Genomic DNA, 26,503 nt, shown 5'->3' on the forward strand with positions numbered 1-26,503 from the left:
ATGCTGCGGGTACCCGCAGCATGAAACACACCACATCCATAAAAAAAGGATGGTGAGCAATTTAGTGTCATAGATACACAAAAAAGCAGCCATGCCGCGATTACTTGCGACATGGCTGCTTATACGTATTCGGGCTTAAGAATTCTGGATCTGTATGTGCTGCTGAGCTTCAACTACGACAACGCCATCTTTCATGGTCAGAAGGGCGGCCTGCCCGCTAGCCAGTTCGTTGGCCAGTAAGGCATCGGCCAGCGCATCATCAACATAGGTCTGGATTGCTCGGCGCAATGGACGAGCTCCATATTCCTCGTCGAAGCCTTCATCTAACAGGAAGTCGCGCACCTCGTTGCTGATACCCAGTTCAATATGCTGCTCTGCCAGGCGACTGCGCACCTGATTCAGTAACATATCAACGATCTGATACAGCTCGTCTCGACCCAGTGAATGGAAGACTACTACCTGATCAATGCGGTTGATAAATTCAGGTCGGAAGATCTTTTTAAGTCCATCCATGGCTTTAGAGCGCATTGCCTCATGCTGCTCATCAAGGTCATCATCTCCCTTTTTATGCACAAATCCCATATTGATCGCGCGTTTGAGATCAGCGCTACCAGCGTTACTGGTCATGATCACCACGGTATTCTTAAAGTCTACTGTGCGACCCTGACCATCGGTCAAACGGCCATCGTCCATGATCTGTAGCAGGGAGTTGAAGACTTCAGGATGGGCCTTCTCGACCTCGTCCAGCAGGATGACGCTATATGGGCGACGGCGTACCTGCTCGGTGAGTTGACCACCATCGTCATGACCAACATATCCTGGAGGGCTACCAAACAGCCGAGACACGGTATGGGGTTCCATATACTCCGACATGTCCAGACGGATCAAGTTATCTTCACCGCCAAAGAGTTCAGCGGCCAGCGATTTGGCCAGTTCGGTTTTACCCACACCGGTTGGACCCAGGAACAAGAAGGAACCAATCGGCCGACGCGGATCTTTTAGTCCCGCGCGTGAACGCCTGATGGCACGGGCAACGGCTCCAATCGCCTCGTCCTGACCAATCACACGTTTGCGCAGATCATTTTCCAGACCACGTAGATTCTGGCGCTCGCTCTCCAACATCTGGCTTACCGGTACGCTGGTCCACATCTCTACGACCTGAGCAATATGTTCAGGGGTCACAATCAAGGAGATGGTATTGGACTTGTCGGACCGCGCCTTCTCCAGATTTCCCAGGACGAGCAGTTCTTTCTGACGCATCATGGCTGCATGCTCATAATCTTCAGCATTGGCGGCCGCCTCTTTTTGAGCCTGGATCTCGGCTAGCTCTTTCTCTAGATCTGCAATGGTTGTAGGACTGATAATACCCTTTTCGGTAGCCTCTAAACGCAGGGCTGAACCCGCTTCATCCATCAGGTCGATGGCTTTGTCTGGCAAGAAACGATCGTTGATATAGCGATCAGATAATTTCACTGCGGCATCCACGGCCTCATCAGTAATCGTCACACCATGATGGGACTCATAGTTGGGCCGTATAATGCGTAGCATGGCGATGGCCTCTTCAATACTGGGCTCATCGACCACAATGGGCTGGAAACGACGCTCCAGAGCGGCATCTTTTTCGACATGTTTGCGGTATTCATTGCGGGTGGTAGCACCGATACAACGTAGCTCACCACGGGCCAGCGCCGGCTTAATCATATCTGCCGCACCGACCGCACCTTCGGCCGCGCCTGCACCTACCACTGTATGGAGCTCATCGATGAAAACAATCACCTCAGGTGCCTGGCGTAACTCTTCCAGGATCGATTTGATACGCTGCTCAAACTGGCCACGGAACATTGCTCCGGCCACCATACCACCAATATTCAAGGTAACGATGCGCTTACCCCGCAGGGTTGCAGGCACATCGCCCGCATAAATCTTACGCGCCAGGCCCTCGACGATAGCCGTCTTACCTACACCCGGCTCACCGATCAACACAGGATTATTCTTCTGGCGGCGGCCCAGAACTGTAATCACGCGTCTCAATTCACGCGCCCGACCGGCCGCTGGATCCAATTTACCTTCAGCCGCCTCATCCGTTAGATCCCGACCATATTGATCGAGCGTGGGCGTCTTGCTATGCTTCTTATTGTGGCGCTCAGCAGTCGCGGTATTGACGTTACCAGAACCAGATTTATTATTCGAAGTATTATTGGCAGAAAATCCAATCGGAGCACTGGTAGGACCCTGGCCGTCCACGTCGCCAAGCTGACCGATTGCGCTCATCATCTCATCAACGCATGACTGACAGAGAAAGTGGGACTCACGACGACCATCAATCATCTGTTCCACACGTACCCGGGCAGGATTCTTCTGACACCGTTCGCATTTCATGTCTTCTAGGCTCCTCACTCTATTTTCTGTGGCTTCCCACATGTAGCATTTCTAGCAAAGCTGTTTAGTGACTGCTAATATTGATTATAACACATGAGTTTTTTGCTTGTCTAGCACTCATAGTTAAAGATTGCTAATCTACTTACGATAACATAAATTCAAATCATTCTATTCCTGATAAAACATCGCAACAACCCTGCTCCCACACCTTCTCGTTTTATCGCTGAGCGCCGTGGACGCCAGGCCGCATGCACCAGATAGCAAAGCTAACAAAAATTACACAATGCAAGTTATTAGTAATACGAAATAAAGTCTATAAAATATCCACGCCTGACCAGAAAGTTTTTTTCCAACAGGGACAAATTAACCTCAACCCCAAAAAATGAACCACCTATCCCATCAGCCTCAAAACATGGTATAATAGGAAGCATGAGGCTACAGCAATTCTTTATTACCAGTCTATATATGTTTCGGTCGTATTGCACACACGTACAACAGCATACCCGCCATACGACAAATCAACGCTACCTGCTAACCGCCGGGTAGCGACGCCTCAGCCTGCCTCGAAATCATCTCTTCTGCATGAAATCATATCTTCATGCTTTATTTGAGAGGACAAACCACACTAATCTATTCGTAGACATTCATTATAGAGCATTCGTATGTCCGCCCCCCTGTGTCGACACCATATTAAGCGATAATCTTGCTCATGCTGGACACACAAACATGCTTCCGGGCGGATCGTGAGATATTGGGAGGAAATTAGCATGGATTTTATGGGTAAGCTGGCCAGTTTATCTAAACGTTATCAGGAATTGAATGAGCTGATGGCCCAACCTGAGGTGCTGTCAGACATTGAACTCCTCCAACGTTATGGCCGCGAACATTCCGAGTTGGAAGATGTCGTTAACAAATATGATGAACTAAAAGCCACCAATCAGCAGATCGAAGAGGCGCAGGAACTGTATGACAGTGAAGATGGCGAGATGCGCGATATGGCCTATGAAGAACTTGAACGCCAGCGCGCGCATAAAGAGCAACTGCTAGAAGAAGTAAAGGTCGCCCTACTGCCAAAGGATATCATGGATGACAAAAATGCCATCATTACGATCCAGGGTGGTGCTGGTGGCGATGAAGCGGCTCTTTTTGCCGGTGAGCTCTATCGTATGTATACACGCTACGCCGATACACATCGCTGGAAGATCGAGGTGCTCGATATCAATGATACCGAGCAGGGTGGTATTAAAGATGTTACCTTTGTGGTTAAAGGAAAAGGCGCCTATAGCCGCATGAAATATGAGGGTGGCACCCATCGCGTCCAACGTGTACCAGTCACAGAGGCCAACGGACGTATCCATACCTCTACCGCCAAAGTCATTGTACTGCCTGAGGCTGACGATGATATCAATATCGATGTTAAAGATGCCGATGTACGTGTCGATGTCTATCGTTCAACCGGTCACGGTGGGCAGAGCGTGAACACCACCGACTCGGCGGTCCGGCTCACACATATTCCAACCGGTCTGGTCGTAACCTGTCAGGATGAGAAGTCTCAGCTGAAAAATAAGACCAAGGCGATGGGCGTCCTTAAAGCCCGTCTCTGGGACCTGGAAGAAGCCAAACGCCAGGAAGAGCTGAGTAAGAATCGTCGCTCACAGGTTCAGACCGGCGATCGCAGTGAGAAGATCCGTACCTATAACTTCCCACAGGATCGTGTGACGGACCATCGTATCGGCCTGACCCGCCATAATCTGCCCGGCGTCTTGAACGGCGATATCGACGAGTTCCTGAACAATCTGATTGCCGTCGATCAAGCCGATCGGCTCCAGAGTATGTTCCAATAAACCGTTAGCACGAAAAAGTCGGATGCTCCTCTGCATCGAGCAACATCCGACGAATAGGCAGTCATATAAGCAGAGCCGCTGGCTCTGCTTCTTTTTTTGCTTTTCTCTTTACTTTAAAGCACCCTCGGTCAAACCCTGAAGGAACTGCTTCTGGAAAAAGAAGAAGATGATAATCAGTGGTAGCGCAGCCAGTACAGCTCCTGACAGGAGGATACCATACTGATAATCATAAGGACCAACCAGGGATGAGATACCCAGATTCATCACAAACATGGAAGGATCGGTTGTGACGACCAGTGGCCATAGGTAGTCGTTCCAGAGTGCGGTAAAGGAAAGGATTGCCACCACGGCCAGTCCTGGACGCACCAGCGGAACAACTATACGCCACCAGATGTTGAACTCGGTCGCCCCATCCACGCGGGCCGAATCTAACAATTCATTGGGAACGCTCAGTGTATACTGGCGCATCAGGAAGATAGTGAAGGCACTCACCGCACGTGGCACGATCAGAGCCTGATAGGTGTTAAACCAATGCAGGAAACGGATCACCTCAAATTGCGGTACCAGCGTCACCTGCCCCGGAATCAACATAGTCGCCAGCAAAACCGTGAACAGGACGTTCTTAAAAGGGAAATCATACTTGGCGAAGGCAAATCCTGCCATCGAACCTAATACCAATGAGGTGATGGTCCCTAATATCGCCACGGTCGCGGTATTAAAAGCCCAGCGCGCAAACGGAAAATTTGTGAGCAACGCGCTCATATTCTCCAGCGTAAAATGCGTCGGAATCAATGTCAGCGGCGTCCCGAAGATCTCGGAGTTGGGTTTAAACGCGCTACTGATCATGTATATAAAAGGCACCACCGTCAAGACTAACAGAATTAACAAGATAGCATTGATTATTGTCGATCCGACATAGAAGCGCGTCTTATATGAATTGTTGCGTCGGCTCTGCCTGTCCTGACGCTCTTCTAGCTCTGATGCAGTAGTAAGATTGACATCAGCCATGATGCTTTTCTTCCTCTCTTCTTCGCTACCAATCTCCTGCTCTCTGCTCCACCTTCAACTGAACAGAAGGTAGCACAGACCACAGTCTGGTTTAGTCACCAGCTCCCTTAAAACCAAACAGCTTGATATTTAAGAACGATAGCACCAGCAAGACGGCTGTCATTGAATAGGCAATCGCACTGGCATAACCCACGTTAAAGGCCTGGAAGCCCTGGTTATAGACATAAACCGAGATGAAGAGCGAGGCATCCGATGGACCACCCGCGGTTAGCAAGAAAGGCTCGGCAAACACATTGTATGATCCGATCAATGCCTGAATGGTTACCAGGAGCATGATTGGTCGCAACAGTGGTAAGGTGATATAGAAGAAACTTTCTACGCGTCCGGCGCCATCAATGGAGGCCGCTTCATTGAGCTCACGGTCAATACCATTCAAGCCTGCCAGCCAGAAGAGCGTATTGATGCCCAGATAGTTCCAGATCGCCAGAATCATAAAGGCGATGAGCACAACATGAACATCGGTCAGCCAGCCAACTGGCGTAATGCCAAACCAGCCAAGCAAAGCATTGAGCAGACCATAATTGGTATCCAGCACACGAGAGAAGATGACGGAGATAATCACCGCCGAAGTAACTGTGGGAAGGAAGAGTCCTGTCTTGTACAGACCTTTCCAGCGCACAAAGGTGGAATTGATGGCCAGTGCGACCAACAGTGCCAGGGGAGACAGAATAAAAACGCTGAAGAGCGCAAAGCGTGTCGTGACCCAGACCGCATTGATATAGCGAGGATCCTGAAACATGTGGATGTAGTTACCAAGCCCAAAGAAGGTCTTCTGCTCAAAACCAAAGCCCTTGAAGAAGCTGAGCCAGAAGGAGTACAGGATCGGATACAGGCCAAACACCATAAAGATCAGATAGAAGGGGGCGATAAACAAAAATGGCGCCAGTTTACGTTGATGGCGACGCCACCAGTTTCCAGAGTTTGTCGTCTGCGGTCTGGCCGCAACATTCGTCTGTGCGACAGCCATGATAAGACACCTCCTTGTGCACTAGGCTGATTCAAAGCTGATAACACTCTGGCACTGATTCTGGGCCTCATCCAACGCTTGCTGGGCCGAGACGTCAGCCTTTTGGATAGCGGGAGTAAGACCATAGTTCACACAGGCACCGGTCGTTTCAGGCCAGAACGGAGAGTTATACCACTTATTGATTTCAGGTGATACTTCTTTGATGAGGTCTCCAACTTTTTGATCGTTGAAGAAAGGTAGCGGCTTTGTTAAGGTGGGATCATCCAGGGCGGGTCGATAGGTTGGCCAGACCTGGCGAGCCGCGAAATCGTAGAGGAGGGCCTCTGTCGATGTATGCTCAAAAAGCACAAAGTCTATCGCCTCGTCTACACTGCTTGAGGTTTTAAGTACCGAGACGCCAGTACCACCCCAGGTAGCGGTACGTGATCCGCCCGTCTCCCAGGTTGGAATAGGTTGGAGCTGCCATTTGCCTTTGGTCTCAGGCAAGTTCTCCTGCGTAAAGCCACTAAAATTCCAGGAGGGACCCAGCAACGTAGCGATGCTTCCCTGTCCCAGGGCAGTATTGTATGCCTGCCCATTCGGACGTACTGTTCCCCAGCCATCCTTAATAGCATCCTTCTGATATTGCAGGGACTTTACATTGGCAGGACTATTCAAGGTAGGGACCCCTTGATCGTTGAAAAAACCACCCTTCTGCTGCAGGCTCATAATCCACCAGTATCCCCAATCACTGAATGGAAAGTCGAGCAGGTAGTTTTTCGTATCGGCATGAAATTTTTTGCCCTGTTCAGCGAAATCATCCCAGGTCGCCACTGGTGCCTTTAAGCCTGCCTTTTTCCAAATGTCCCAACGATAACTCATAAGACAGGTGTTGAGCTCATTACCAATGCCGTAAATTTTACCTTTCCAGGTCCAGGGATCGGTAGCAGAGGGACGGTAAAGTTTGTCCATCACATTAAGTTGCTGCAATTTAGCGCTCAGATCGGCAAAAATGATGTCGCCTTTGATGTAACGGGAGAATTGGCTGATCTCGATATCCGCGATATCCGGACCACCTGAACCAGCCTGTGAGGTGATCAGTACCTGATCATGCATCTGTGTGTAGGGGAAAATTAACCAGTTGATCTCAAAATCAGGCTTTTTCTGCTGCTTGTACAGTTGCCAGGCTTTCTTTTGCCAGATAATGCGTGTGTCAGAAAAGGCCCAGAAATTGAGCGTCTTTTTTGCGCCCTGGTTGAACGCGGGCGCACAGCCATCCAGGAATAAGCTACCACCAACAGCTAGTCCTGCGGCAGACTTGAGGAAGGAACGTCGGCTCGGTGACGCGATCGTAGGCATCTCTCCTCCTTAAGAGCATTATGATGAGTGCCAGCCTGACCCATAATCACCATTGAAACAGTCAGACTACAAATGGACTCGTCAGATAACAAACTGCCTATCACAAAAGATAACTTTAAGGAGTATCGCTTGTCAAGTATTTATGATCATAATTTTATGCATTATTTTCACACATTGCTAATTAGGTAGAAAGCCATTTTATCTACATTTCATATTAGATATATCTCGATATATTTGTTTAGTGATAGTCATCAAATATATGATCAGTAGCGCACTCCGCACATTTAAATAACCCATTGGAAACCCTGAGGTTACAAATATGCTGTAACAGACGTACAAATGCTCCGTTTGACAAGCGAGCAATTAGCATGCTAGACTTTCTATATTGCTCATATAGGGCAGAAAGCGAGAAACATGGTGCCAATAACATCTCAGTTGTCTGCCAGGATGCTTATACTCGCTTCAAATGTCGTATCATCTTCAGATAGGTAGCACTTCAATGAAGCTAGAACAACCACAATCTATCCGTACAGTCTTCTTCGATGCTGGTTTTACTTTGCTTCAACCTCACCCTTCTATCGCTGAAATCTGCCAGCAGATCTGTCAGCAACTTTCACTGCATATCGATCTGGAACAGATTCAAGCACAAATTGAAAACGCGGAAGATTTCTATTTCCGTCATACCCGTTCTCATCCTTTTATCTGGTCAAACAATCAGGATATCAACACATTCTGGATTGATTACTATGCCCATCTTCTGCGACCATTTATAGAAGAACATGATGAGAAGCGCCTCTATGAGTTGGCCTCTACCATCAACGATGAATTTGATAAGCATACCAGCTGGCAACTTTATCCAGATGTATATGGGACCTTGAAGACGCTGCATGACCGTGGCTATACGCTCGGTGTTATTTCAGATTGGGGTATCTCGCTGGGACCAATTCTGCGTGAGATGCAATTGACACAATTCTTTGACTGTGTGTTAATTTCGGCCGCGACCCGCCATGCCAAACCCTCGCCGACGCTCTATGATCTGGCATTACAACGCGCCAATGCTATTCCTGATTACAGCATTCATATCGGTGACTCTTATATAAATGATGTGATCGGAGCACGCGCCGTTGGCATTACACCGGTCCTGTTAGATCGTGAACACCGAGTAACAGAAAAAACACTTGATTGTTTGTTAGTTCACTCACTCACAGAGCTACTTGATATATTGGAGGTTGAAAGACTTGAAGGTGAGCACAAATAAACGGAGCTTACTACTTTTGACTGGCACAGCCCTGGGTGTTGTTACAGGTACGACCTCTCTACTTGTAAGCTATATACGTCGGGAGATTGCACGCCGTGGATATCCAAGCTGGGAAGAATGTCGCTGCGATTTTAAGACGCAAGAAACGATTTTCCAGGTCTGGCATAGCCACCACGAACAGCGCGGCGAGACCATCATTTCACAGGAATGGGGCGTCTACCTGGTCCATCTAGCAACTCCATTGCGTAAACTCTTGCACCATAGTACACAGGCCCTGGCCATCCTGAATCCCCTGCATCGTTATATCGAACGCGTCACGCTCAGCCCCCAACAATCGTATCAGTTCGCCGGCATCCTCCATGCCAGCACAACCAACGAAGACCTGCCCGAACCTACCTTCCAGGACGATTCATATGTGGTCTGGCGTCGCGAGATCTTGCACGTTCCCCATCATCTCTTTGATGCCTGCCTGCGCCGTCTCTATCCAGTCAACCTGCCACCTTCACGTATAAGTAGCGTAGAAGCACTGCCGGCATTATGGGATCACGCCAGCAATTTGCCCCTACCAAACGAGGGAACACTTTTAGAGACCCCTGTAGGCACGCGCATCGACTGCATTGGCTGGGCCGCAGCCCAGATCTCTTATTGTACAGCCAGGCGCTAAAACGCCCATTTGTCGTAGCGGTCGCGGGGCTGTCCCTGCGACCGCTACGCTCAAGGTTTATTTGATGGCACGTACAACTTCGATGCCGTTCAGGCTCATATGATGGAGGAAGAAGAGATGCATGACATCGCCATCATGGGCGTAAATACCCAGCTCTTGCGCGGTCGCCACTGGAGTATCATAGGTCTGGACGGCGTTGGCAGGTACAATGACACGTAAGGGAAGATTATACGCGTTGGCATAAAGCTTCAAATGCATGGCCGTCTGGTAGACACAGAGGTCGGTACAATCACCAACGACAATCACCGCCTGTAGCTCTGTCTGTTTCTTCAGCCAGCCATCAAGCGCGGTACCCTGGAAAGCATTCAATGAGTTTTTGGGAATGATCTGATAAAGATTGGCAAATGGCAAACCAGCCAGCTCTGGAATATTCTCAGCCTCCTCGGTACCTATCTGGCAATGGGGAGGAAACTGCGTGAACTCGATAGATTCAGGTGTATGGGCGTCCTGAGCCAGAATAAATTCACGCACACCCGCAGCGTGTGCGTGCTGAAACACATCCACAACAGCCGGAATAATACCTTCAACACGTGGACTGGACAACGCACCCTTATGACAGAAGCCATTGATCATATCAATACTAAAAACCGCCATGCGCCCGGCCTGGGCCATCCCGGCCAGATCCTGCCATTTCAAGTCGGCTAACTGCTGCTCCCAGTCTACAATGGATTGCATAAAAAGATTGGCCCGCGACAAAAATTGTTCAGATGGTACTACCATGGTACTTACACTCCTGTCATCCTGACAAAACAGCGCTCAGACAAACACACCTCAAAACAAAGCTATAACTTATGTTCAGCAGCAGGATTAAAGCGATACAGGCGCGCAGGACGGTGGGTCCCCTCCATCTTTTTCGCACCGGTATCCTCTAAAATATTGGTTGAAACGATCTTCTTACGGAAATTGCGCTTATCCAGTTTCTTATGCAGAATAATCTCATAGACCCACTGCAATTCGCGCAGAGTGAATTGCTCGGGCAACAAATTAAAGGCGATGGTGGTATATTCAAGCTTATTACGTAAGCGATTTAACGCATACTCGATGATTTCCTGATGATCAAAGGCCAGTTGCGGTAGTTCATAGACGGAGAACCAATCCACATCGGTCGCATCGCTGGCTGCCCGCAGCTGCAAGCGCTCGGAATCCAACAACGCAAAATAGACAACCGTAATCACACGCGTACGAGGATCGCGTCCAGGATCGCCAAAGGTATAAAGTTGCTCCAGATACACATCCTGAACCCCCGTCTCCTCCTGCAACTCACGCTTGGCAGCCGCTTCCAGTGACTCATTTATATTGACAAAACCACCAGGAATAGCCCACATATTTTCATACGGCCATGAACGTCGCTTGATCAATAATATTTGCAGGTCGCGCTGACGCAAACTCATCATCAAAACATCCACAGTTACCGATGGACGTTCATATTGATTTACATCATACTGGCGCGCTTCATCTGAGTTCCTTTGTGCATGCTCAGAAGATTTGATCGGGACCTCACGCAGACTTTGGACATTATTGATGCCGTTTCCCGTTGCTTCACTTTGCTCTTCCATGTTTTTTCGCCTTCTTTAGTCTAACTGGACAATTGCAGAAGAAATTTTAACCGCTTCACTTCACCACCTTACACAAACTCGACATTTCACAGGCCAGAGGGTATTATATGCTTAACTAAGAAGAAGGCAACTTCTCCCACTTGCCTTACCTTATCTCATCACCACCCTACTTAGTGTACTTTACACACTATTTATACCCCACACAGCCAAATCTGTCAAGCCTCAAGCGCATAAAGGGCATTATTCATGCGCAATGAAGGCATCCCTGGGGTACACCAGTTTGTTCCAAAGACACGCCTGTGCTATACTGCACGTTATAAACAAAACACGTGTTCAAATATTTGTGGAGAGGCAGTAACATGGCAGAGGTAGAGCTTCAGCAGATCGGCACATATACGATTACTGGACTGCTGCGCGAGAGTTCTACGAGCAACTTTTATCTGGGAAAAAATCGTAAGAAGACTGTTCTTATTCAAAGAACGAATGTTCTTTTTTCCAACGCTGAAGACAAAAAGGCTTTTTTAGCTCGCACGAAACAACTCAAAAAATTGAAAGATCGAGCCATTGTCGCGATCCTCGAAGCTAACTTTGATGGCGATGCAGGCTATCTGGTCCTTGAGCAACCAGGCGGTAAACCCCTCCAACAATTATTAACACCAGGCGTCTGCCTGGCATCTGATGTAGTTAGACGCTATATTTCCCCTATTGCCAGCGCTTTACACTATGCCCATGTCAGCCATGTTGTCCACGGCAATCTGCATCCCGGCGTGATCCTGCAAACGGAACGCGAGGAGATGTTGCTGACAGGATTCGCGCTAACACCTCCCGGCTTTACCCCTTCATTGGATGATGAAGAGGCCGCCATTCCTTATATGGCACCTGAACAATTACAGGGCCAGCCAACAGCGGCCAGCGATCAATATGCGCTGGCCGTGATGACGTATGAGTGGTTATGTGGTCGCCGACCTTATGAGGCTACGGACCGGACAGAATTGTTAGCCCAGCAGCAACAAGGTGGATTCCCTAAACCTTCGAGTCTCAATCAGAAAATTACACCTGCTGTTGAGCAAGTACTGCTGCAAGCTCTTGCCCTGGAGCCTGAACAGCGCTTCCCGCATACGCAGGCCCTGGCCAACGCCTATCTGAGCGCGCTGATGGGCCTACCAGTCAAAACACCGGAGATCCGCAGTACGCCACGTCCGGTGGTACCCACCACGCCAACCATCCGCCGCGCAGAGCCGCTCCAGCCAGCATCTTTAACTGTCGAACCTGATCGCCGTATAAAGAGCCGCGCCAAACAGGTCCCTGAGGATATGCTCGCCCTGGCCAGACCTGCTGAGGATATGCCAGTTGAGGATAAACAGCAGGTAGATATGCTGGACACATTGCTCCAACACAATGCAGAAGAGGTCTTGCCTGTCAGCGATGTGCCGACCAACGGCTCAAAGGTTGCTGCCTTCTCAGCAGAGGATCTTAAGCGCCTGGACACATTAGAGGCCGAGGATGAGGAGGCTACCCCCCTGCGGGATTCCCGCCTGGTGTCGATGGTCTCCGAGGATTTACGCCAGGGGGGTGTGCTCTCACGCAGCCTGCCAGGCTATGAGGAACGGCCCGCACAGATTGAGATGGCGACGCTGGTCTCACGCGCCATCAATAAAAATGTACCGGCCATTATTGAAGCGGCCACCGGTACCGGTAAATCTCTGGCGTATCTGGTTCCGGTAGTGCGCTCAGGTCAGGTGGCCATTGTCAGTACCGCCAATAAAGCACTACAGGAACAGCTTTTCTATAAAGATATTCCGTTTGTGCAGAAATACATCAAGTACTTTGAGGCGGCTCTGGTAAAAGGCGTAAATAACTATATTTGCCTGGATCGCGTTGAGAGTGAACGCGTAGGTATGCAGTTTTTCACCAAGAACCGTGATTTCCAGCGCCTCTACGATATGATTCAGGATCCAGAAAACGGCTATAGCATGACCGGTGATTTTGAGACACTGGGCTTTCAACTGGCATCAGATGTCCGTGGACGTGTCGCCACAGATAGTGATCAGTGTGCCTGGTCCAAGTGTAGCTTTTTTGATGAGTGCTATGTACGGCAGATGCGTGAACGGGCGGAGCGGGCCCAGGTAATTGTGGTTAATCATACCTTGCTGCTACTAGATGCCGCCATCGGTGGCTTCCTGCTGCCGGAACGGGATGTAATCATTCTGGACGAGGCCCACCATCTGGAGGAAGAGGCCACGCGCTCGTTTACGATTACGATCAACCCCGGCCAGATTCAAACCCTGCTGGCCCAACGCATGCTCAAGGATCACAGCCAGCTTAGCTTGCAGGATGATGCGATGCGTGCCGCGCAGCTGATGTGGATGCGGCTGGAGCAGGTAGCGAATCCTGGCTTTAAAGGACGTGTCAACCTGGAAAGTCCAATGGAAGAAGGACTAACACTGGCCTCCGCTATCTCTGATCTGGGCGACTCACTGCGCCGACAGCGTCCAAAAGATCTGCCGGAGAAAGAGGGACAGCTCTACGACAAGCTGCTCAAGCGTACTCAGAATCTGGCTGAGAATATTCGCACGGTCTTTGCGGTCGCTGATCAACAGAAGTTTGTCTATTATGTGGAGCGCATGGAGGGCTCGGTCTCGCGCGGCTTTGTGCTACAAGCCTCTGCGGCACCATTGGATGTAACCTCATGGTTGCAGGAACGCCTGTTTAATAAATGCAATGTGATCAGTACCTCCGCTACACTGGCGACCATCGGCCCCAATCCGGCGAAACCGGACGACAAGGGTCCTAACTTCTCCTATTTCCGTCGCCGGATTGGACTTGATCCGGTTGAGCGGCCAGATGTGATGGAGAATATTTTACCGCTGACCTTTGATTATGAGAGTAAGGCGTTGCTCTATCTACCACGCCACCTGCCACCTCCCACCTTTGGTGCGGGCGCGGATGATTATATGGTGGATATTGCGCGTGAGATGTATCGTCTGGTCAAGCTCTCACGTGGTCGAGCCTTCTTGCTTTTCTCTAGTCGGCGTATGTTGGATCGTGCCTATGAGCTGATGGCACCCCATCTCCCCTATCCACTCTTGAAACAAGGTGATATGACACGCCTGGAACTGACCCGCCGCTTCCGCGAAGAAGAGGGCTCGGTCCTCTTTGGTCTCAAAAGCTTCTGGGAAGGCGTGGATATCGCAGGCGACGCGCTCTCACTGGTGGTTATTGACAAGCTCCCTTTTGATCCACCCGATGATCCCGTTCATGAGGCCCGTGTCGCGCAGATGAAGGCGGCTAATGAGAACTGGTTTGGTACCTATGTGCTGCCACAGGCAGTCTTGCGCTTGAAACAAGGTATTGGACGTCTCTTACGCACGCGCGAGGATCGTGGTGTAATGGCCATTCTGGATACCCGCCTACACACCAAGGGCTATGGGCGACAAGTACTGAATGCTCTGCCGCCTGCACGCCGGAGCTCAAGTATCCGGGATGTAGAACGTTTCTTCGCCGAAGAAAACTGATCAATTAAATCCAGGGTAGACAGAACCGCACAATGAGAATAGAATATGAAGTGCATTCCGACGCATTATGAAGCAGTAAAATTTTTCATTGGTACAGGGGAGTTCGCGCATGAGCAAAACAAAGATGCGTTGTGTCACCTGCGGCAAGTGGTTCCAGTCGGCTAATGCTAGAGATACCACTTGCCCTGACTGCACGCAAAAAGCCAGAAAAGAAAAGTTAGCGGCGAAAAATATGCCGTCCGCGTCAAATAAAGCTACGGCTGCTGGTGCTTCGACGGCACCACGACCGGTGGCTCCTCCACCGCCTCCCAAACCGAAGGCAGTCAAAGGCGGAACAAACCAATGGCTTGACAGTCTGTCTGATGTAAAGGTTGGCGAACCCGATACGCCGCCTGTACGTCCCAAACTGCCATCCCCTCCTGTACAACGAGACCGCAGAGGTGAAGCAGGAGACGCTCGTTCCCCACGTCCAAATGGTTCAGGTGGAACAGGTACCTTCAATCGTGACGCCCAGAACCAGAATAATCGCGGCAATGGTCCTGTACGCGAACCCGCAACCTATGCGGGCAGCAATGGCACCACACAGGCTACAGTTCCAGGACAACGGCCTCCTTATCGACCTGCCGGCCCTGGCCGTGGTCCTGCTAAACTCTGGGCGAAAAATGCAGGTCCTGGTGGCCCCAAACCTGCCAGAAAACCTAAGCCACATAAGCCGGCCCCCGCACCCAAGCCAAAACGCGAGAAAACACCACCGCCAGAGCCATTTACGCCTACCGAGGAACAGATCAAACAGGTTGAAGAGCGCTATACCTTGCTGGCCCAGCCCGCTGAGTTTGATGGTATTCGCACACAGATCTCAAAGGAATTTAATATTCCTAAGAAGGCTGTGAAAAAAATCATCAAGGACTTACGCGATCGACAACATATCCCTAGCTGGTGGGAGGTTCAAACCTACAAAGGAAGTCAGGAAGAGTTGGAGCGCATCAAAGAAGTCTATCAGCCATTTCTACCAGTACCGCCAGTGGGGGTCCATAAGACAATCTCTGACACCCTCAATCTAAAACCTGGTACAGTCTATCAGGCAATCAAGACGATCCGCACTGAGATGAATCTTCCTCAATATAATGATCCTAAATATCATGAGGAAGAACTGGCTGAACATAGAAAACGGCTGCAAGCTAAAAAAGAGGCTGCCGCTGCGGCTAAAGCTACTACGGCTGAACCCACTACTAGTACCACAACAGAACAACCAGCAGAGACACAGATGGACACGGTGCCATCAACTACGGACAGTAGTCCAGCAGAAGAGGCGCAAATACAAACGGTGCCATCAACTACGGACAGCAGTCCAGCGGCAGAGGCATAGGCTACCTGGAAAATGGGACTTTAGTCATCCCATTTTCCAGCTATCTGGTCAAACCAGATGAGTTAGGCGATAATTCATCTGGTTCTTGAGGTTTTTTATGGACGATTGTATATTCTGTAAAATAGCATCCGGCCAGATTCCCAGTACGGTCGTGTATCAAGATAATGATGTGTTTGCTTTTCGGGACCTGAGTCCTCAAGCCCCGGAGCATATTCTGTTTATTCCACGACGTCATATCGCCTCAATGGCCGATCTGACTCCTGCGGATGGACCGCTCCTGGCCAGTATTTTTACGGCTGCCAGTAAGGTGGCACACGAATTGGGACTGGATCAGGGCTACCGCTTTCTAACAAATGTCGGTCCACAGGCGGGACAAAGCGTTTTCCATCTGCACTTTCACCTGCTGGGTGGCCGCACAATGACCTGGCCTCCAGGCTAAATCGGGGCCACATCAATACAAAGGTGATTTCATGCGTATTGCGATTGACTATACTGCGGCGATCAGACAGGGTGCAGGCATCGGGGTGTATGTACGAAACCTCGTGGCCGCGATGCTTGCACAGGACACTGAGAACCGCTATACCTTGCTAACAAGTGGACGCGCCAGTTCGGAGCGTCCATTTCCTGTTGCGGAGAATGTTCGTGGACGGGATATATTGATTCCTGATCGCTATCTGAATATTCTCTGGTATCGATTGCGCGCTCCTCTACCTGCAACGCTTTTTACTGGTCCTACCGATATTTATCATGGACCTGATTTCGCGCTGCCACCATTGGGTAAACGGGTGCGTAAGGTGGTCACGATCCACGATCTTGCCTTTCTGGAGCATCCTGAATATGCGGTTCCGGCTCTGGCTGAGTATCTACGCAAAGTAGTACCAGCCTCGATTGAAGCTGCCGATGTAGTTGCGGCCGTCTCCAGTGAGGTACGCCGTACACTGATCGAGCACTTTAATACGCCAGCAGAAAAGCTGGTGGTTATTCCCAATGGCGTCCAGCCTTATTTCCGCCGTATCACTGATCCTATTATCCTGGATGCGACACGTTATAAATTTAAGCTGCAACATCCATTGGTACTGGCCGTTGGTACCCAGGAACCACGCAAAAACCATAAAAATATTATTAAGGCTTTCCATCAGGCTCAGCGTCAGAAACAGGGTCCGGCCATGCTGGCTATCGCCGGCGGCAATGGCTGGCTGTATGAAGAGACGCAGCAACTGGTGCGCGACCTGCATCTGGAAGAGAAGGTACGCTTTCTGGGACGTGTGAGCGACCACGAGTTGATTACCCTGTATAGTCTGGCCGACGTGTTTGCTTTTCCTTCTTTCTTCGAGGGCTTTGGTATTCCCCCCATTGAAGCCATGGCCTGTGGCGCCCCCGTAATTACTTCAAATACCTCATCATTACCCGAAGTGGTAGGCGATGCCGCGCTACAAGTGGATCCCCATAGTGTTGAGGAACTAGCCGCTGCTATCATGCGACTATTGCAGGACACAAATCTTCAGGAAGAGTTACGCCAGAAAGGCTATCGCCGCGCGCAACACTATACCTGGGAGCGTTCAGCTCAGAAAATGCTGCATGTGTATGAGCAGTTGGGCACAGGACAAAGAAATTTTGCAAGTGAGGCAAGTGTGTCATGAAAATTGGTGTGAACGCGCACTTCTTTCAATTTCCAGCCACGGGCAGTGGCCAGTATCTTTCTCACCTGCTCAACGCACTGGCTGAAGTAGATAAGCATAATGATTATCTCCTGCTAGGCCCACGGCCACTTGAGCAGATACCAGTAACCGCTTATCCTTATCAAGCACACGCGGTCCCGGCTCTGGCGGCGCGCAATGAGAATATCGAGAAAGTGGTATGGGAACAATTTACTGGCCCCCAGGCTGCACGTCAGGCCGGTGCTGATCTTTACCATGTGCCGCATTTTGCTCCACCCCTCTTTCCACGCACCCCAACAGTGGTAACGATCCACGATGTGATCGCGTTACGCTTGCCAGCATATCAGCCCAATGGCAAAGTCAAAGCATATACGAAACTGATTAGCCACTCCACCCAACGAGCCAGTATGATCATTACACCCAGCAAACATGCGCAACAGGATATCATAGAGACCCTCAAATTGCCCGCTGAGCGTGTCCGCGTCATCTATGAGGCTGCTGGCGAAGAGTACCGGCCCATCAAAGATGCCGAGGCTCTGGCGGCCGCACGGGCCCGCTATGGACTGGGTGAGCGCTATGTCTTCTACCTGGGAGGCCTGGACCAACGCAAAAATGTCATTCAACTGGTACGTGCCTTTGCGCAGCTCTATAAACAGCTTGGCGATCCCAATCTACAACTCATGATTGCTGGCAATCCCGACAAAAAAAAGGGACCACTCTTTCCCGATCCTCGTCCAGTCGCGGACGAACTGGGTATAAGTGGTCAGATTATTTATCGCTTTATTGAGGAAGAAGATAAGCCCGCGCTCTATAGTGGGACCAGTGTATTTGTGTTTCCCTCCCTCTATGAAGGCTTTGGGCTGGATCCATTGGAGGCGATGAGCTGTGGTGCGCCAGTCGTTTGCTCTAACCGTACTTCGCTGCCAGAGGTTGTCGGGGAGGCTGCCATTAGCATTGATCCGGAGGACACAAAAGCGTTGGTTGATGCCATGTACAGTGTTCTAAGCAATGATGAGCTACAAGCTGATCTACGTGCGCGTTCGCTACAACAGGCGGCACGCTTTAGCTGGCGCACCGCCGCGCAACAGACCCTTGCCGTCTATGAAGAGGTTCTGGCACAAAAGAAAAGGTAACGAAAACAACCATGCGAATTTTGATGCTTTCCAAGGCCCTGGTTGGTGGTACATCTCAACGAAAACTAGAAGAGATTGCAAAATGTCCGCAGGTCGAATTGACCCTGGTGACGCCTCCTTACTGGCAGAGCGATGATGGTAGTAAGCAGATACTGGAGCGGCTCTACACCAATGGTTATCGCATAATTGTGACGCCAATGGCTTTTAATGGCAAGTTCCACTGGCATTACTATCCTAAACTCGGCCAGATTATGCGCGAGGTGCAGCCAGATATCGTACATATCGATGAGGAACCATACAATCTGGCAACCTTACAAGCCATGTATCTGGCCAGAAAACAAAAGGCGCAGGCTTTATTTTTTACCTGGCAAAATCTGTATCGCTCCTATCCGCCACCATTTCGCCAGATTGAGCTCTATAATTACAAACATGCCGCCATGGCCATCGCCGGCAACCAGGATGCCTCGGATGTATTAAAGCGGAAGGGCTATCAGGGACCTATACGCATCATCCCACAGTTTGGTTTTGATACCGACATCTACAAACGGAGCGCACCACGTCCCGTCCGCGCAGCGCATGCCCCTTTTACCCTGGGCTTTATTGGACGCCTCAAAGAAGAAAAAGGCTTGACCCTGATGGTTGAGGCCCTGACCTATCTACCTGAATACTGTCAGGTCGTCTTTATAGGCAACGGACCAATGAAAGGTCCATTAGAAGAACTGGCCACACGGTTAGGGGTCAGTCAACGCGTCACATTTAAAGCTGGAGTCCCTACCAATCAAGTGCCACGCGAGATGGAGAAGCTGGATGTATTTGTGCTCCCCTCACTCTCACGCCCCAACTGGATCGAACAATTTGGCCGTGTGCTGGCCGAATCTATGTCCTGTGAAACCCCGGTAATCGGCTCCAGCAGTGGCGAGATCCCGCATGTCATTGGCGACGCAGGACTGGTCTTCCAGGAAGGTGATGCCCGCGAACTTAGCACCTGTGTACAGGAACTCCTGGATAATCCAGAACTCTATGCCATACTGGCACAACGTGGCCGTCAACGCGTCCTGGAAAACTATACCCAGGAACAAATAGCCCGCCAAACCTACGAAGCCTACCTGGCCATACACTCCCCGCTCTCGTAGCGGCAGGCCTTGCACCTGCAACCTGTACACGTACGATACTCTCGTAACGGCAGGTCTTGCACCTGCAACCTGTACACGTACTACCATGCATAAATAGTACGCACCTGGCTATGTTCGACATTACATGACCGCGGGTTGAGGGACGTCACTTACGTGTACAGGGCGCAGGTACAAGACCTGCCGCTACGGTATTTATTACACAATATTTGTACCTATAATTACAATATATTCATATTCCTAAAAATTGCTTGCTCTGGCGTTAATTTCATAGTAGACTGCATTCAATATCATTAAGAAGTATATGTATGTGAATGTATCGAGGAGAATTTTAGCCATGCAGAGCAATCCAAACTATCCTAACGATCCGAATCAATACAATCAACCAGGACAGCCACAGCAACCATTTCAGCAGCCCACTCAATATAACCAGCCAGGACAGCCTCCTCAACCTTACCCATACAATCCACAGCAGCAACCCTATCAGCAAAGACCAGATGGACCACAGCAGCCCTATGGGCAACCACCCTATGGTCAGCCACCTTTCGCACCCATGACGCCTGAGCCAAAGAAAAAGTCAAAGGTGGGGATGGTCGTGGGAATTGTTGTGGGGGTACTGGTTTTGTGTGTTGTTATTGGCGTTATTGCCGCCATGGTAAATGCTACCAAAACACCTACCGCCACAACTACAGATCTACCAGCCACGACAACTTCTTCCGCTAAAACAGATCCGACGACAAAGTCTACTGATAAACCTGCCACTACTGCTTCGGGAAATAGCAAGGTTGGGGATGAAGTCAAAGTCAATGATAAGTGGACGGCGAAAGTGGTGGATGTTAAAACATCGACGGGTAGCGAGATTATTAAACCTAAGAGTGGCAATGTATATGTGATCGTCCATGTCAGCCTGAAAAACACCTCAGCAGAGACCCAGAATATGAGTAGTATTCTCTTTTTTAAGCTACACGATAAAGACGGACTAAACTATACCGAAACCATCTATCCCGACGCCGGTACCACCCCGGATGGGCAGGTAGCGGCGAACTCACCACTGGCAGGCTTTCTTGTCTATGAAGTACCAGCCTCCAAACACGATTTCACCCTACAATTTACTCCAGATATCACCGGCACCGATCAAGCCAACTGGGATCTTACAGTCTAACAACACATATTAGCAACTATTCAAAGCCATTTTGAGCTTACATATGCTTGCTCTTACCCACAGAGCTTAAATTGTTCTTAGGCCGTTGTCCGGCTTCACAAAGCTTACATATCCTTGCTCGGCTTCACGTGTATATGGTGTTGCAGAACGTTGTCGGCACGGCCGACAACGTTCTGCAACACCATATACTGGTTGATGCCACAGGCATCGACCAGACCATCGCTCAACTTTCCTCTTCAATGATACGTAAAACTAAAAAGAACGTACAATAGTTTTATGGGCACACTTACGAGCGACGTGCCGGGAAGAAAAGAGGAGGATTCATGACAGTTTCACCACATACGGAACTCATTCCACGTCAGATCTTATTTGGCAATCCAGTAAAGGCCAGTCCACGTCTAGCGCCAGATGGCACACGTCTGGCATATCTGGCACCCGTCCATGATGTATTAAATGTCTGGGTGGAAACGATTGGCAGTGATGATGCACATCCAGTAACAAAGGATACAGAGCGCGGCATTCGCTACTATTTCTGGGCTTTTGATAATAAACATATTATGTACATACAGGATGTGGGCGGCAACGAAAACTGGCGCCTCTATGCCACCAATCTGGAAACACAGGAGACACGCGACCTGACACCGTTTGAAGATGTACAGGTGCAGATTATCGATCAGGATAAGCATTTTCCTAATGAGCTCTTGATCGCCATGAATAAAGAGAACCCACAGGTCCATGATGTCTATAACCTTAATCTGACCAGCGGAGAATTGACACGCGTGGCAGAGAATCCTGGCAATATCGCAGGCTGGATTGTAGACACAAAATTTCAGGTACGCGGCGCGATGGCGGCCCGACCAGATGGTGGTATGGATCTCCTGGCGCGTGAAAATCCTGAGAGTGAGTGGCGTCATGTGCTTGGCTGGGATTCCGACGACGCACTGACCAGTGGGGGACTTTCCTTTACTCCTGATGGACAATCTATCTATCTACAAGACTCGCGTGAAGCCAACGCTGGTCGACTGGTAGCGTTAAATCTGACCACCAACGAGCAGAGCATTATCGCCGAAGATCCACAGTATGATGTTGGCGAAATCATGGCGAATCCCGATACCTATGAGATCCAGGCGGTCGCATTTAACAAGGATCGGGTGGAGTGGCAGATTCTGGATCCATCGATCCAGCTGGACTTTGACCGTATTCGTGAGATCCATCAAGGAGATTTCTCGATTGTCAGTCGCGATAACGCTGATGAAAACTGGGTCGTGGCTTTTATCGCCGATAATGGTCCGGTCCCTTACTATGTCTATCATCGCAAGGAGCAGAGCGCGGAATTTCTGTTTGTGAATATGCCAGCTCTGAGCAATTATACCCTGGCACAGATGCAGCCAGTTAGCTATAGCGCGCGCGATGGGCTGACAATCCATGCCTACTTGACGCTACCCGTCGGCGAAATACAGACAAATCTACCATTGGTGGTTAACGTCCACGGCGGTCCCTGGGCCCGTGATAGCTGGGGGCTGGATGCTGAAGCACAATGGTTCGCCAATCGCGGCTATGCCTGTCTACAGATCAATTATCGTGGTTCAACCGGATATGGGAAAGAACATCTTAATGCTGGCGATAGAGAATGGGGCCGCAACATGCATTATGATCTGGTTGACGGCGTCGAGTGGGCGGTCAAACAGGGCATCGCAGATCCAAAGAAAGTCGCCATCTATGGTGGATCCTATGGTGGCTATGCCGCGCTGGTGGGCGCAACCTTTACACCGGATCTCTTCTGTTGCGCCGTAGATATCGTCGGACCCAGCAATCTCATCACTCTGATCCGTACCATTCCTCCTTACTGGTCAACCGCGCTGGCAACTTTCCAGAAACGCGTCGGTAACGCTGATACAGAGGAAGAATTCTTGAAATCCCGCTCGCCACTATTCGCCGTGGATAACATCAAGATTCCACTGCTCATAGCCCAGGGCGCGAACGATCCACGGGTCAAACAGGCTGAAGCAGAACAGATCGTCGCAGCAATGAAAAGTAAAGGTATCCAGCATGAGTACATGCTCTTCCTGGATGAGGGCCATGGTTTTGCTAAACCGGAGAATCGCCTCAAATTCTATGCCGCCGCCGAGAAGTTCTTGGCCCGCTACCTGAATGGACGTTACGAAGACTGACATAGGCACACTTGTAGTGTCACCGCGATCACAACCACTTCGTTAGAGATATGGGTTCTCCATATCTCTAACTGTAAAAAAGGGAGTCGTGAACGTTACTCATTCAGGAAGTTCATCTTTTCCTCAGCAGGGAAAAGAGCAAGGAATATTTAATCAGTTCTGTCAGGCAACTGAGCATTGAGCGGATATCATAGTCCTGTACTCCTGACATTGATGGATTACAGGCCACTAATAGTACACCATACCCACTGCTGTAAATAGTCACCAGGTCTTACCGTTCTCATTATAGAAGGAATTATATCTGGTCCTTCAAAACAGGGAAACGCGGCCAACCAACAATCCAGAGTGAATCAAGACCAGCAGCAACCAGGGACATCATGACACAAGCGAATGGATGGTGTATAATGTAGCCGCAAACAGTAGCCTACTATTAGAGGAGTTCACGCCCATGAATGGTGACATGATAGGTCGTGTCATCAAAGGTCGCTATAAACTTATTGATGAACGTGGCCGAGGAAGCTTTGCCACCGTCTATATTGTTCGCGACCTTGGAGACAACCGGATCTACGCGCTTAAGGTCATGCACCTTGAGTTATCCGGTGATGGCGAACTGCTAGCTCGTTTCCAACGAGAGGCACACATCCTTTTGAATCTGAGCGATTCACATATTGTGCGCATCTTTGACTATGGAAATGATAACAACATGCACTATATTGTGATGGATTATATTGATGGACAAAACCTTAAGTACTATATGATCAATCAAGGCCCAATGGATCCATTGCGTGCCATTAACTATGCACGACAAATAGCGGAAGGATTAGATTCAGCATATAAGCAAGGAGTAGTGCATAGGGATATAAAACCACAAAATATCTTGATAAATAGTAAGGACAATGTAAAGATTACCGACTTTGGCCTCGCCCGTGCGCAAGACACTGTTACACTGACGCACACAAATGTATTTATGGGCACCGCCTATTATATTTCGCCTGAACAGGCCGAAAATGGGCGTTTAGCAGATACCCGTTCGGACCTGTATTCTGTGGCCACAGTGTTGTTTGAGATGTTGGCCGGCCAACCTCCCTATGAGGGTGAGACGGCCGTCGATATCGTCATCAAACATCTGAATGAGAAAGTCCCGTCGATTCTGCGCTTACGTCCTGATTTGCCTCCAGAAATGGATACCTTCATGCAGAAGGCGCTGGCAAAATCGCCGGCCAACCGCTTTGCAACCCCACAGGATTTCATTGCGGCGCTAGAACAACTTATTCAGCTATTACCAACGGCCTCACATCCACCGGACAAATCAATAGAGGGGCCCAAACCCCCACCTCTACCACCCCCAAGTAAGGAAGGACGTGTCGTGGTTATTGCCAGTGGACACACTATTCCCTTACATGGAGATAAAATGGTAGTTGGTCGACAAGATCCAACCCTGGGTATCTATCCCGAGATTAATCTGGCGGACAAGACGGTGGGAAGACGACATGCCTACTTGCGCAATCAGCAAGGGGCCTATACAGTTGAAGACTTGAACGCTCTAAATAAAACTCGCTTAAATGGCGTGACCTTGACACCACACGAGGAACGTACCCTTAAAGACGGTGACATTCTACGCTTTGGTAGCGTCGAGGTACGTTTCGAATTGCGTTAATTCGAGGCCAATTTCGGATACTATAGTAATAATACGCAACATTGCGCTCGCTGTGGTGTGAATAGCACTGAGCCGCAGTTGTAGGGGTGCCCAGAAGGGGTGCCTGATCCAGATCGGGTGGCAAAACCCTCAGTTGGAATCCGGCCATTGGTTAGCCAGATCTCATCACATGAGGTATATTGCCGCCCCTACGCTTAGAGGGGTGAACTGTTATGAGAGAGCCATATTTGATGACCTTCGCATTCGCAGGATTGAACGGCCTTATCTCAACGCCAGTTATAGTTGTAGCGATTCTCGCTATTGCTATTCTCGTGATCCTTGGTGCCGTTTTCGTTCTGCGCAGTAACAAGAAAAAGCCAGCTAAATCGCCAGGCGGTGTCAGTGGAACAAGTGATTGGCAGCGTCAGTCTCAGCCGGGTGCGGCAGGGGCATGGAATCCACCAAGTTCGGCCGGTAACTGGAATCAGCAGCAACAACCAGGCCAGGCCCAGAATAGTTGGGGAGCACCTGGAGCTCCTCAGCAACAGCCACAACAACAGCAGGGGGCGAATCCATGGGGTGCGCCAAATCCTTCACAACCATCCTGGGGCAATAATCCTGCTCAACCAGCACAGCCTGCTAATCCATGGGGCAATAATCCTGCTCAACCAGATCAGGTGGCTAATCCATGGGGCAATAATCCTGCTCCGGCAGAGCAGACGGTCAATCCATGGGGCAATAATCCTGCTCAACCAGCACAGCCTGCTAACCAGCAACCATGGGGCGCGCCGAATCCTTCACAGCCATCCTGGGGCGGTCAGGGCAATCCAGCATCTCCATGGGATCCCGCATCAGCTGCAGCACCAGCGCCACAGACACAGGATAACTGGAATCAGCCCCGCTCGGGTTCAGGCCAGCAGTGGGGAGCGCCTGCAGGTTCAGCGCAACCACAACAGCCACAGGCACCAGCTGCCTGGAATCAACAACAGCAACCTGAAGCCTGGGGCGCAGCACCTAAACCACCCTCGGCTCCATTTGCTAATCCTAATGCGACTCCTTCATCTCCATTTGCTAACCCTAGTTCGGCTCCTTCCTGGCAGTCAAATCAGGGCGGCTTCGGACAGGATCCAAATGCCATGTATGGCGGCAATGCGGATAGCGACAAAACCATGTTGCGTTCACAAGGACCACAGATGGGGGCTGCTCCACAGGTGGGCGGCGCAATCGGTTATGTTCGCGTTGAAGAAGGAAAAGAGCCTGGTCGCATCTATGAGATTCGCAAAGAGTCGTTAAGCATGGGGCGAAGCCGCGAGAGCGACATCTTCCTGGAAGATCTGGCAGTGTCACGGCTGCATGCCTCACTCGTCAATATGGGTAATGGAAGTTATGCATTAAAAGACGAAGGCAGCGCTAACGGCACAAAAGTCAATGGTCAGCTTGTTAATAAATTCCAGACCTATCCGTTACAAGAAGGAGACCGCATCCAACTTGGGCAAACCGTCCTCGTGTTTGCTAAAAAGTAAGCGGCGTTCCTACGCTTAATATTCCAATGTCTATACTACGCTCATAGAACAGCGCCATTTAGAGAGGGAAAGGGG

20 protein-coding genes are annotated in these 26,503 nt (G+C 50.0%); 13 read left to right on the forward strand and 7 right to left on the reverse strand.

The features are described 5' to 3' along the window. Nucleotides 1-135: 135 nt before the first annotated feature. Nucleotides 136-2,379 (reverse strand): ATP-dependent Clp protease ATP-binding subunit, encoded by a 2,244-nt coding sequence (locus tag EL633_RS05150; RefSeq protein WP_126626155.1) that lies wholly within the window; start codon nt 2,377-2,379, stop codon nt 136-138. 767 nt (nt 2,380-3,146) lie between these two features. Here EL633_RS05150 and prfA point away from each other — a divergent pair. Beyond that, the gene (gene prfA / locus EL633_RS05155) at nt 3,147-4,223 is read left to right on the forward strand and encodes a peptide chain release factor 1 (protein ID WP_126626156.1); all 1,077 of its coding nucleotides are present in this window, start codon (nt 3,147-3,149) and stop codon (nt 4,221-4,223) included. A 108-nt stretch (nt 4,224-4,331) separates the two neighbouring features. Here prfA and EL633_RS05160 read toward each other — a convergent pair whose 3' ends face one another. From EL633_RS05160 to EL633_RS05170, 3 genes are all read right to left on the reverse strand, one after another. Beyond that, nucleotides 4,332-5,231, reverse strand: a complete 900-nt coding sequence (locus EL633_RS05160; protein ID WP_126626157.1) for a carbohydrate ABC transporter permease — start codon at nt 5,229-5,231, stop codon at nt 4,332-4,334. A 91-nt stretch (nt 5,232-5,322) separates the two neighbouring features. Beyond that, nucleotides 5,323-6,258, reverse strand: coding sequence for a carbohydrate ABC transporter permease (locus EL633_RS05165; protein WP_126626158.1), 936 nt, complete (start codon nt 6,256-6,258; stop codon nt 5,323-5,325). A 21-nt stretch (nt 6,259-6,279) separates the two neighbouring features. Further along, complete coding sequence (locus EL633_RS05170; RefSeq protein WP_246039084.1) at nt 6,280-7,596, reverse strand: ABC transporter substrate-binding protein; 1,317 nt, start codon at nt 7,594-7,596, stop codon at nt 6,280-6,282. A gap of 499 nt (nt 7,597-8,095) precedes the next feature. On the opposite strand from EL633_RS05170, the gene EL633_RS05175 reads away from it, so the two are divergent. Both EL633_RS05175 and EL633_RS05180 read left to right on the forward strand, forming a co-directional pair. Further along, complete coding sequence (locus tag EL633_RS05175; protein WP_161981962.1) at nt 8,096-8,854, forward strand: HAD family hydrolase; 759 nt, start codon at nt 8,096-8,098, stop codon at nt 8,852-8,854. Further along, the gene (locus EL633_RS05180) at nt 8,841-9,518 is read left to right on the forward strand and encodes a C2 domain-containing protein (RefSeq protein WP_126626160.1); all 678 of its coding nucleotides are present in this window, start codon (nt 8,841-8,843) and stop codon (nt 9,516-9,518) included. Before EL633_RS05175 ends, EL633_RS05180 begins: the two co-directional genes overlap by 14 nt. 57 nt (nt 9,519-9,575) lie before the next feature. On the opposite strand, the gene EL633_RS05185 is transcribed toward EL633_RS05180, so the two are convergent. Together EL633_RS05185 and EL633_RS05190 are read right to left on the reverse strand one after the other, a co-directional pair. Next, nucleotides 9,576-10,298, reverse strand: a complete 723-nt coding sequence (locus EL633_RS05185; RefSeq protein ID WP_126626161.1) for a cysteine hydrolase family protein — start codon at nt 10,296-10,298, stop codon at nt 9,576-9,578. 62 nt (nt 10,299-10,360) lie between these two features. Then, entirely contained in the window at nt 10,361-11,134 is a 774-nt protein-coding gene (locus EL633_RS05190; RefSeq protein WP_126626162.1) for an NUDIX hydrolase, read from the reverse strand. Between the two features lie 359 nt (nt 11,135-11,493). Here EL633_RS05190 and EL633_RS05195 point away from each other — a divergent pair, with 359 nt between their 5' ends. The 7 genes from EL633_RS05195 (at nt 11,494) to EL633_RS05225 (ending at nt 21,098) form a co-directional block, all read left to right on the forward strand. Continuing rightward, the gene (locus EL633_RS05195; RefSeq protein WP_126626163.1) at nt 11,494-14,649 is read left to right on the forward strand and encodes a helicase C-terminal domain-containing protein; all 3,156 of its coding nucleotides are present in this window, start codon (nt 11,494-11,496) and stop codon (nt 14,647-14,649) included. Between the two features lie 109 nt (nt 14,650-14,758). After that, entirely contained in the window at nt 14,759-16,015 is a 1,257-nt protein-coding gene (locus EL633_RS05200) for an RING finger protein (RefSeq protein ID WP_126626164.1), read from the forward strand. A gap of 97 nt (nt 16,016-16,112) precedes the next feature. Further along, on the forward strand, nt 16,113-16,454 hold the full coding sequence (locus EL633_RS05205) for a histidine triad nucleotide-binding protein (protein ID WP_126626165.1): 342 nt from the start codon (nt 16,113-16,115) through the stop codon (nt 16,452-16,454). 31 nt (nt 16,455-16,485) lie between these two features. Then, the gene (locus EL633_RS05210) at nt 16,486-17,655 is read left to right on the forward strand and encodes a glycosyltransferase family 4 protein (RefSeq protein WP_126626166.1); all 1,170 of its coding nucleotides are present in this window, start codon (nt 16,486-16,488) and stop codon (nt 17,653-17,655) included. Continuing rightward, a complete protein-coding gene (locus EL633_RS05215) occupies nt 17,652-18,806 on the forward strand; it encodes a glycosyltransferase family 4 protein (RefSeq protein WP_126626167.1) in 1,155 nt (384 codons plus the stop codon). Before EL633_RS05210 ends, EL633_RS05215 begins: the two co-directional genes overlap by 4 nt. An 11-nt stretch (nt 18,807-18,817) precedes the next feature. Then, a complete protein-coding gene (locus EL633_RS05220; protein WP_126626168.1) occupies nt 18,818-19,939 on the forward strand; it encodes a glycosyltransferase family 4 protein in 1,122 nt (373 codons plus the stop codon). A 334-nt stretch (nt 19,940-20,273) separates the two neighbouring features. After that, nucleotides 20,274-21,098: a DUF4352 domain-containing protein gene (locus EL633_RS05225; protein WP_126626169.1), complete on the forward strand. Its 825-nt coding sequence runs from the start codon at nt 20,274-20,276 to the stop codon at nt 21,096-21,098. 104 nt (nt 21,099-21,202) lie between these two features. Here the strand turns inward: EL633_RS05225 and EL633_RS37790 are convergent, their stop codons facing one another. Continuing rightward, nucleotides 21,203-21,325 (reverse strand): hypothetical protein, encoded by a 123-nt coding sequence (locus tag EL633_RS37790; RefSeq protein ID WP_281275850.1) that lies wholly within the window; start codon nt 21,323-21,325, stop codon nt 21,203-21,205. 96 nt (nt 21,326-21,421) lie between these two features. Between EL633_RS37790 and EL633_RS05230 the strand changes: the two genes are divergently transcribed. From EL633_RS05230 to EL633_RS05240, 3 genes are all read left to right on the forward strand, one after another. Further along, on the forward strand, nt 21,422-23,269 hold the full coding sequence (locus tag EL633_RS05230) for a S9 family peptidase (RefSeq protein WP_126626170.1): 1,848 nt from the start codon (nt 21,422-21,424) through the stop codon (nt 23,267-23,269). Between the two features lie 448 nt (nt 23,270-23,717). After that, nucleotides 23,718-24,926, forward strand: a complete 1,209-nt coding sequence (locus EL633_RS05235) for a protein kinase domain-containing protein (RefSeq protein ID WP_161981963.1) — start codon at nt 23,718-23,720, stop codon at nt 24,924-24,926. 212 nt (nt 24,927-25,138) lie between these two features. Continuing rightward, complete coding sequence (locus EL633_RS05240) at nt 25,139-26,428, forward strand: FHA domain-containing protein (RefSeq protein WP_126626172.1); 1,290 nt, start codon at nt 25,139-25,141, stop codon at nt 26,426-26,428. Nucleotides 26,429-26,503: the final 75 nt, after the last annotated feature.

The organism is Dictyobacter alpinus, from assembly GCF_003967575.1.
In the GTDB taxonomy this organism is placed as follows: Bacteria; Chloroflexota; Ktedonobacteria; order Ktedonobacterales; family Ktedonobacteraceae; genus Dictyobacter; species Dictyobacter alpinus.

What these genes read in the sequence shown, in the direction of transcription:
- EL633_RS05150 (WP_126626155.1), bottom strand. Translation starts at nt 2,379, where the DNA reads ATGAAATGCGAACGGTGTCAGAAGAATCCTGCCCGGGTACGTGTGGAA.
- prfA (WP_126626156.1), top strand. Translation starts at nt 3,147, where the DNA reads ATGGATTTTATGGGTAAGCTGGCCAGTTTATCTAAACGTTATCAGGAA.
- EL633_RS05160 (WP_126626157.1), bottom strand. Translation starts at nt 5,231, where the DNA reads ATGGCTGATGTCAATCTTACTACTGCATCAGAGCTAGAAGAGCGTCAG.
- EL633_RS05165 (WP_126626158.1), bottom strand. Translation starts at nt 6,258, where the DNA reads ATGGCTGTCGCACAGACGAATGTTGCGGCCAGACCGCAGACGACAAAC.
- EL633_RS05170 (WP_246039084.1), bottom strand. Translation starts at nt 7,596, where the DNA reads ATGCCTACGATCGCGTCACCGAGCCGACGTTCCTTCCTCAAGTCTGCC.
- EL633_RS05175 (WP_161981962.1), top strand. Translation starts at nt 8,096, where the DNA reads ATGAAGCTAGAACAACCACAATCTATCCGTACAGTCTTCTTCGATGCT.
- EL633_RS05185 (WP_126626161.1), bottom strand. Translation starts at nt 10,298, where the DNA reads ATGGTAGTACCATCTGAACAATTTTTGTCGCGGGCCAATCTTTTTATG.
- EL633_RS05190 (WP_126626162.1), bottom strand. Translation starts at nt 11,134, where the DNA reads ATGGAAGAGCAAAGTGAAGCAACGGGAAACGGCATCAATAATGTCCAA.
- EL633_RS05195 (WP_126626163.1), top strand. Translation starts at nt 11,494, where the DNA reads ATGGCAGAGGTAGAGCTTCAGCAGATCGGCACATATACGATTACTGGA.
- EL633_RS05200 (WP_126626164.1), top strand. Translation starts at nt 14,759, where the DNA reads ATGAGCAAAACAAAGATGCGTTGTGTCACCTGCGGCAAGTGGTTCCAG.
- EL633_RS05205 (WP_126626165.1), top strand. Translation starts at nt 16,113, where the DNA reads ATGGACGATTGTATATTCTGTAAAATAGCATCCGGCCAGATTCCCAGT.
- EL633_RS05210 (WP_126626166.1), top strand. Translation starts at nt 16,486, where the DNA reads ATGCGTATTGCGATTGACTATACTGCGGCGATCAGACAGGGTGCAGGC.
- EL633_RS05215 (WP_126626167.1), top strand. Translation starts at nt 17,652, where the DNA reads ATGAAAATTGGTGTGAACGCGCACTTCTTTCAATTTCCAGCCACGGGC.
- EL633_RS05220 (WP_126626168.1), top strand. Translation starts at nt 18,818, where the DNA reads ATGCGAATTTTGATGCTTTCCAAGGCCCTGGTTGGTGGTACATCTCAA.
- EL633_RS05225 (WP_126626169.1), top strand. Translation starts at nt 20,274, where the DNA reads ATGCAGAGCAATCCAAACTATCCTAACGATCCGAATCAATACAATCAA.
- EL633_RS05230 (WP_126626170.1), top strand. Translation starts at nt 21,422, where the DNA reads ATGACAGTTTCACCACATACGGAACTCATTCCACGTCAGATCTTATTT.
- EL633_RS05235 (WP_161981963.1), top strand. Translation starts at nt 23,718, where the DNA reads ATGAATGGTGACATGATAGGTCGTGTCATCAAAGGTCGCTATAAACTT.
- EL633_RS05240 (WP_126626172.1), top strand. Translation starts at nt 25,139, where the DNA reads ATGAGAGAGCCATATTTGATGACCTTCGCATTCGCAGGATTGAACGGC.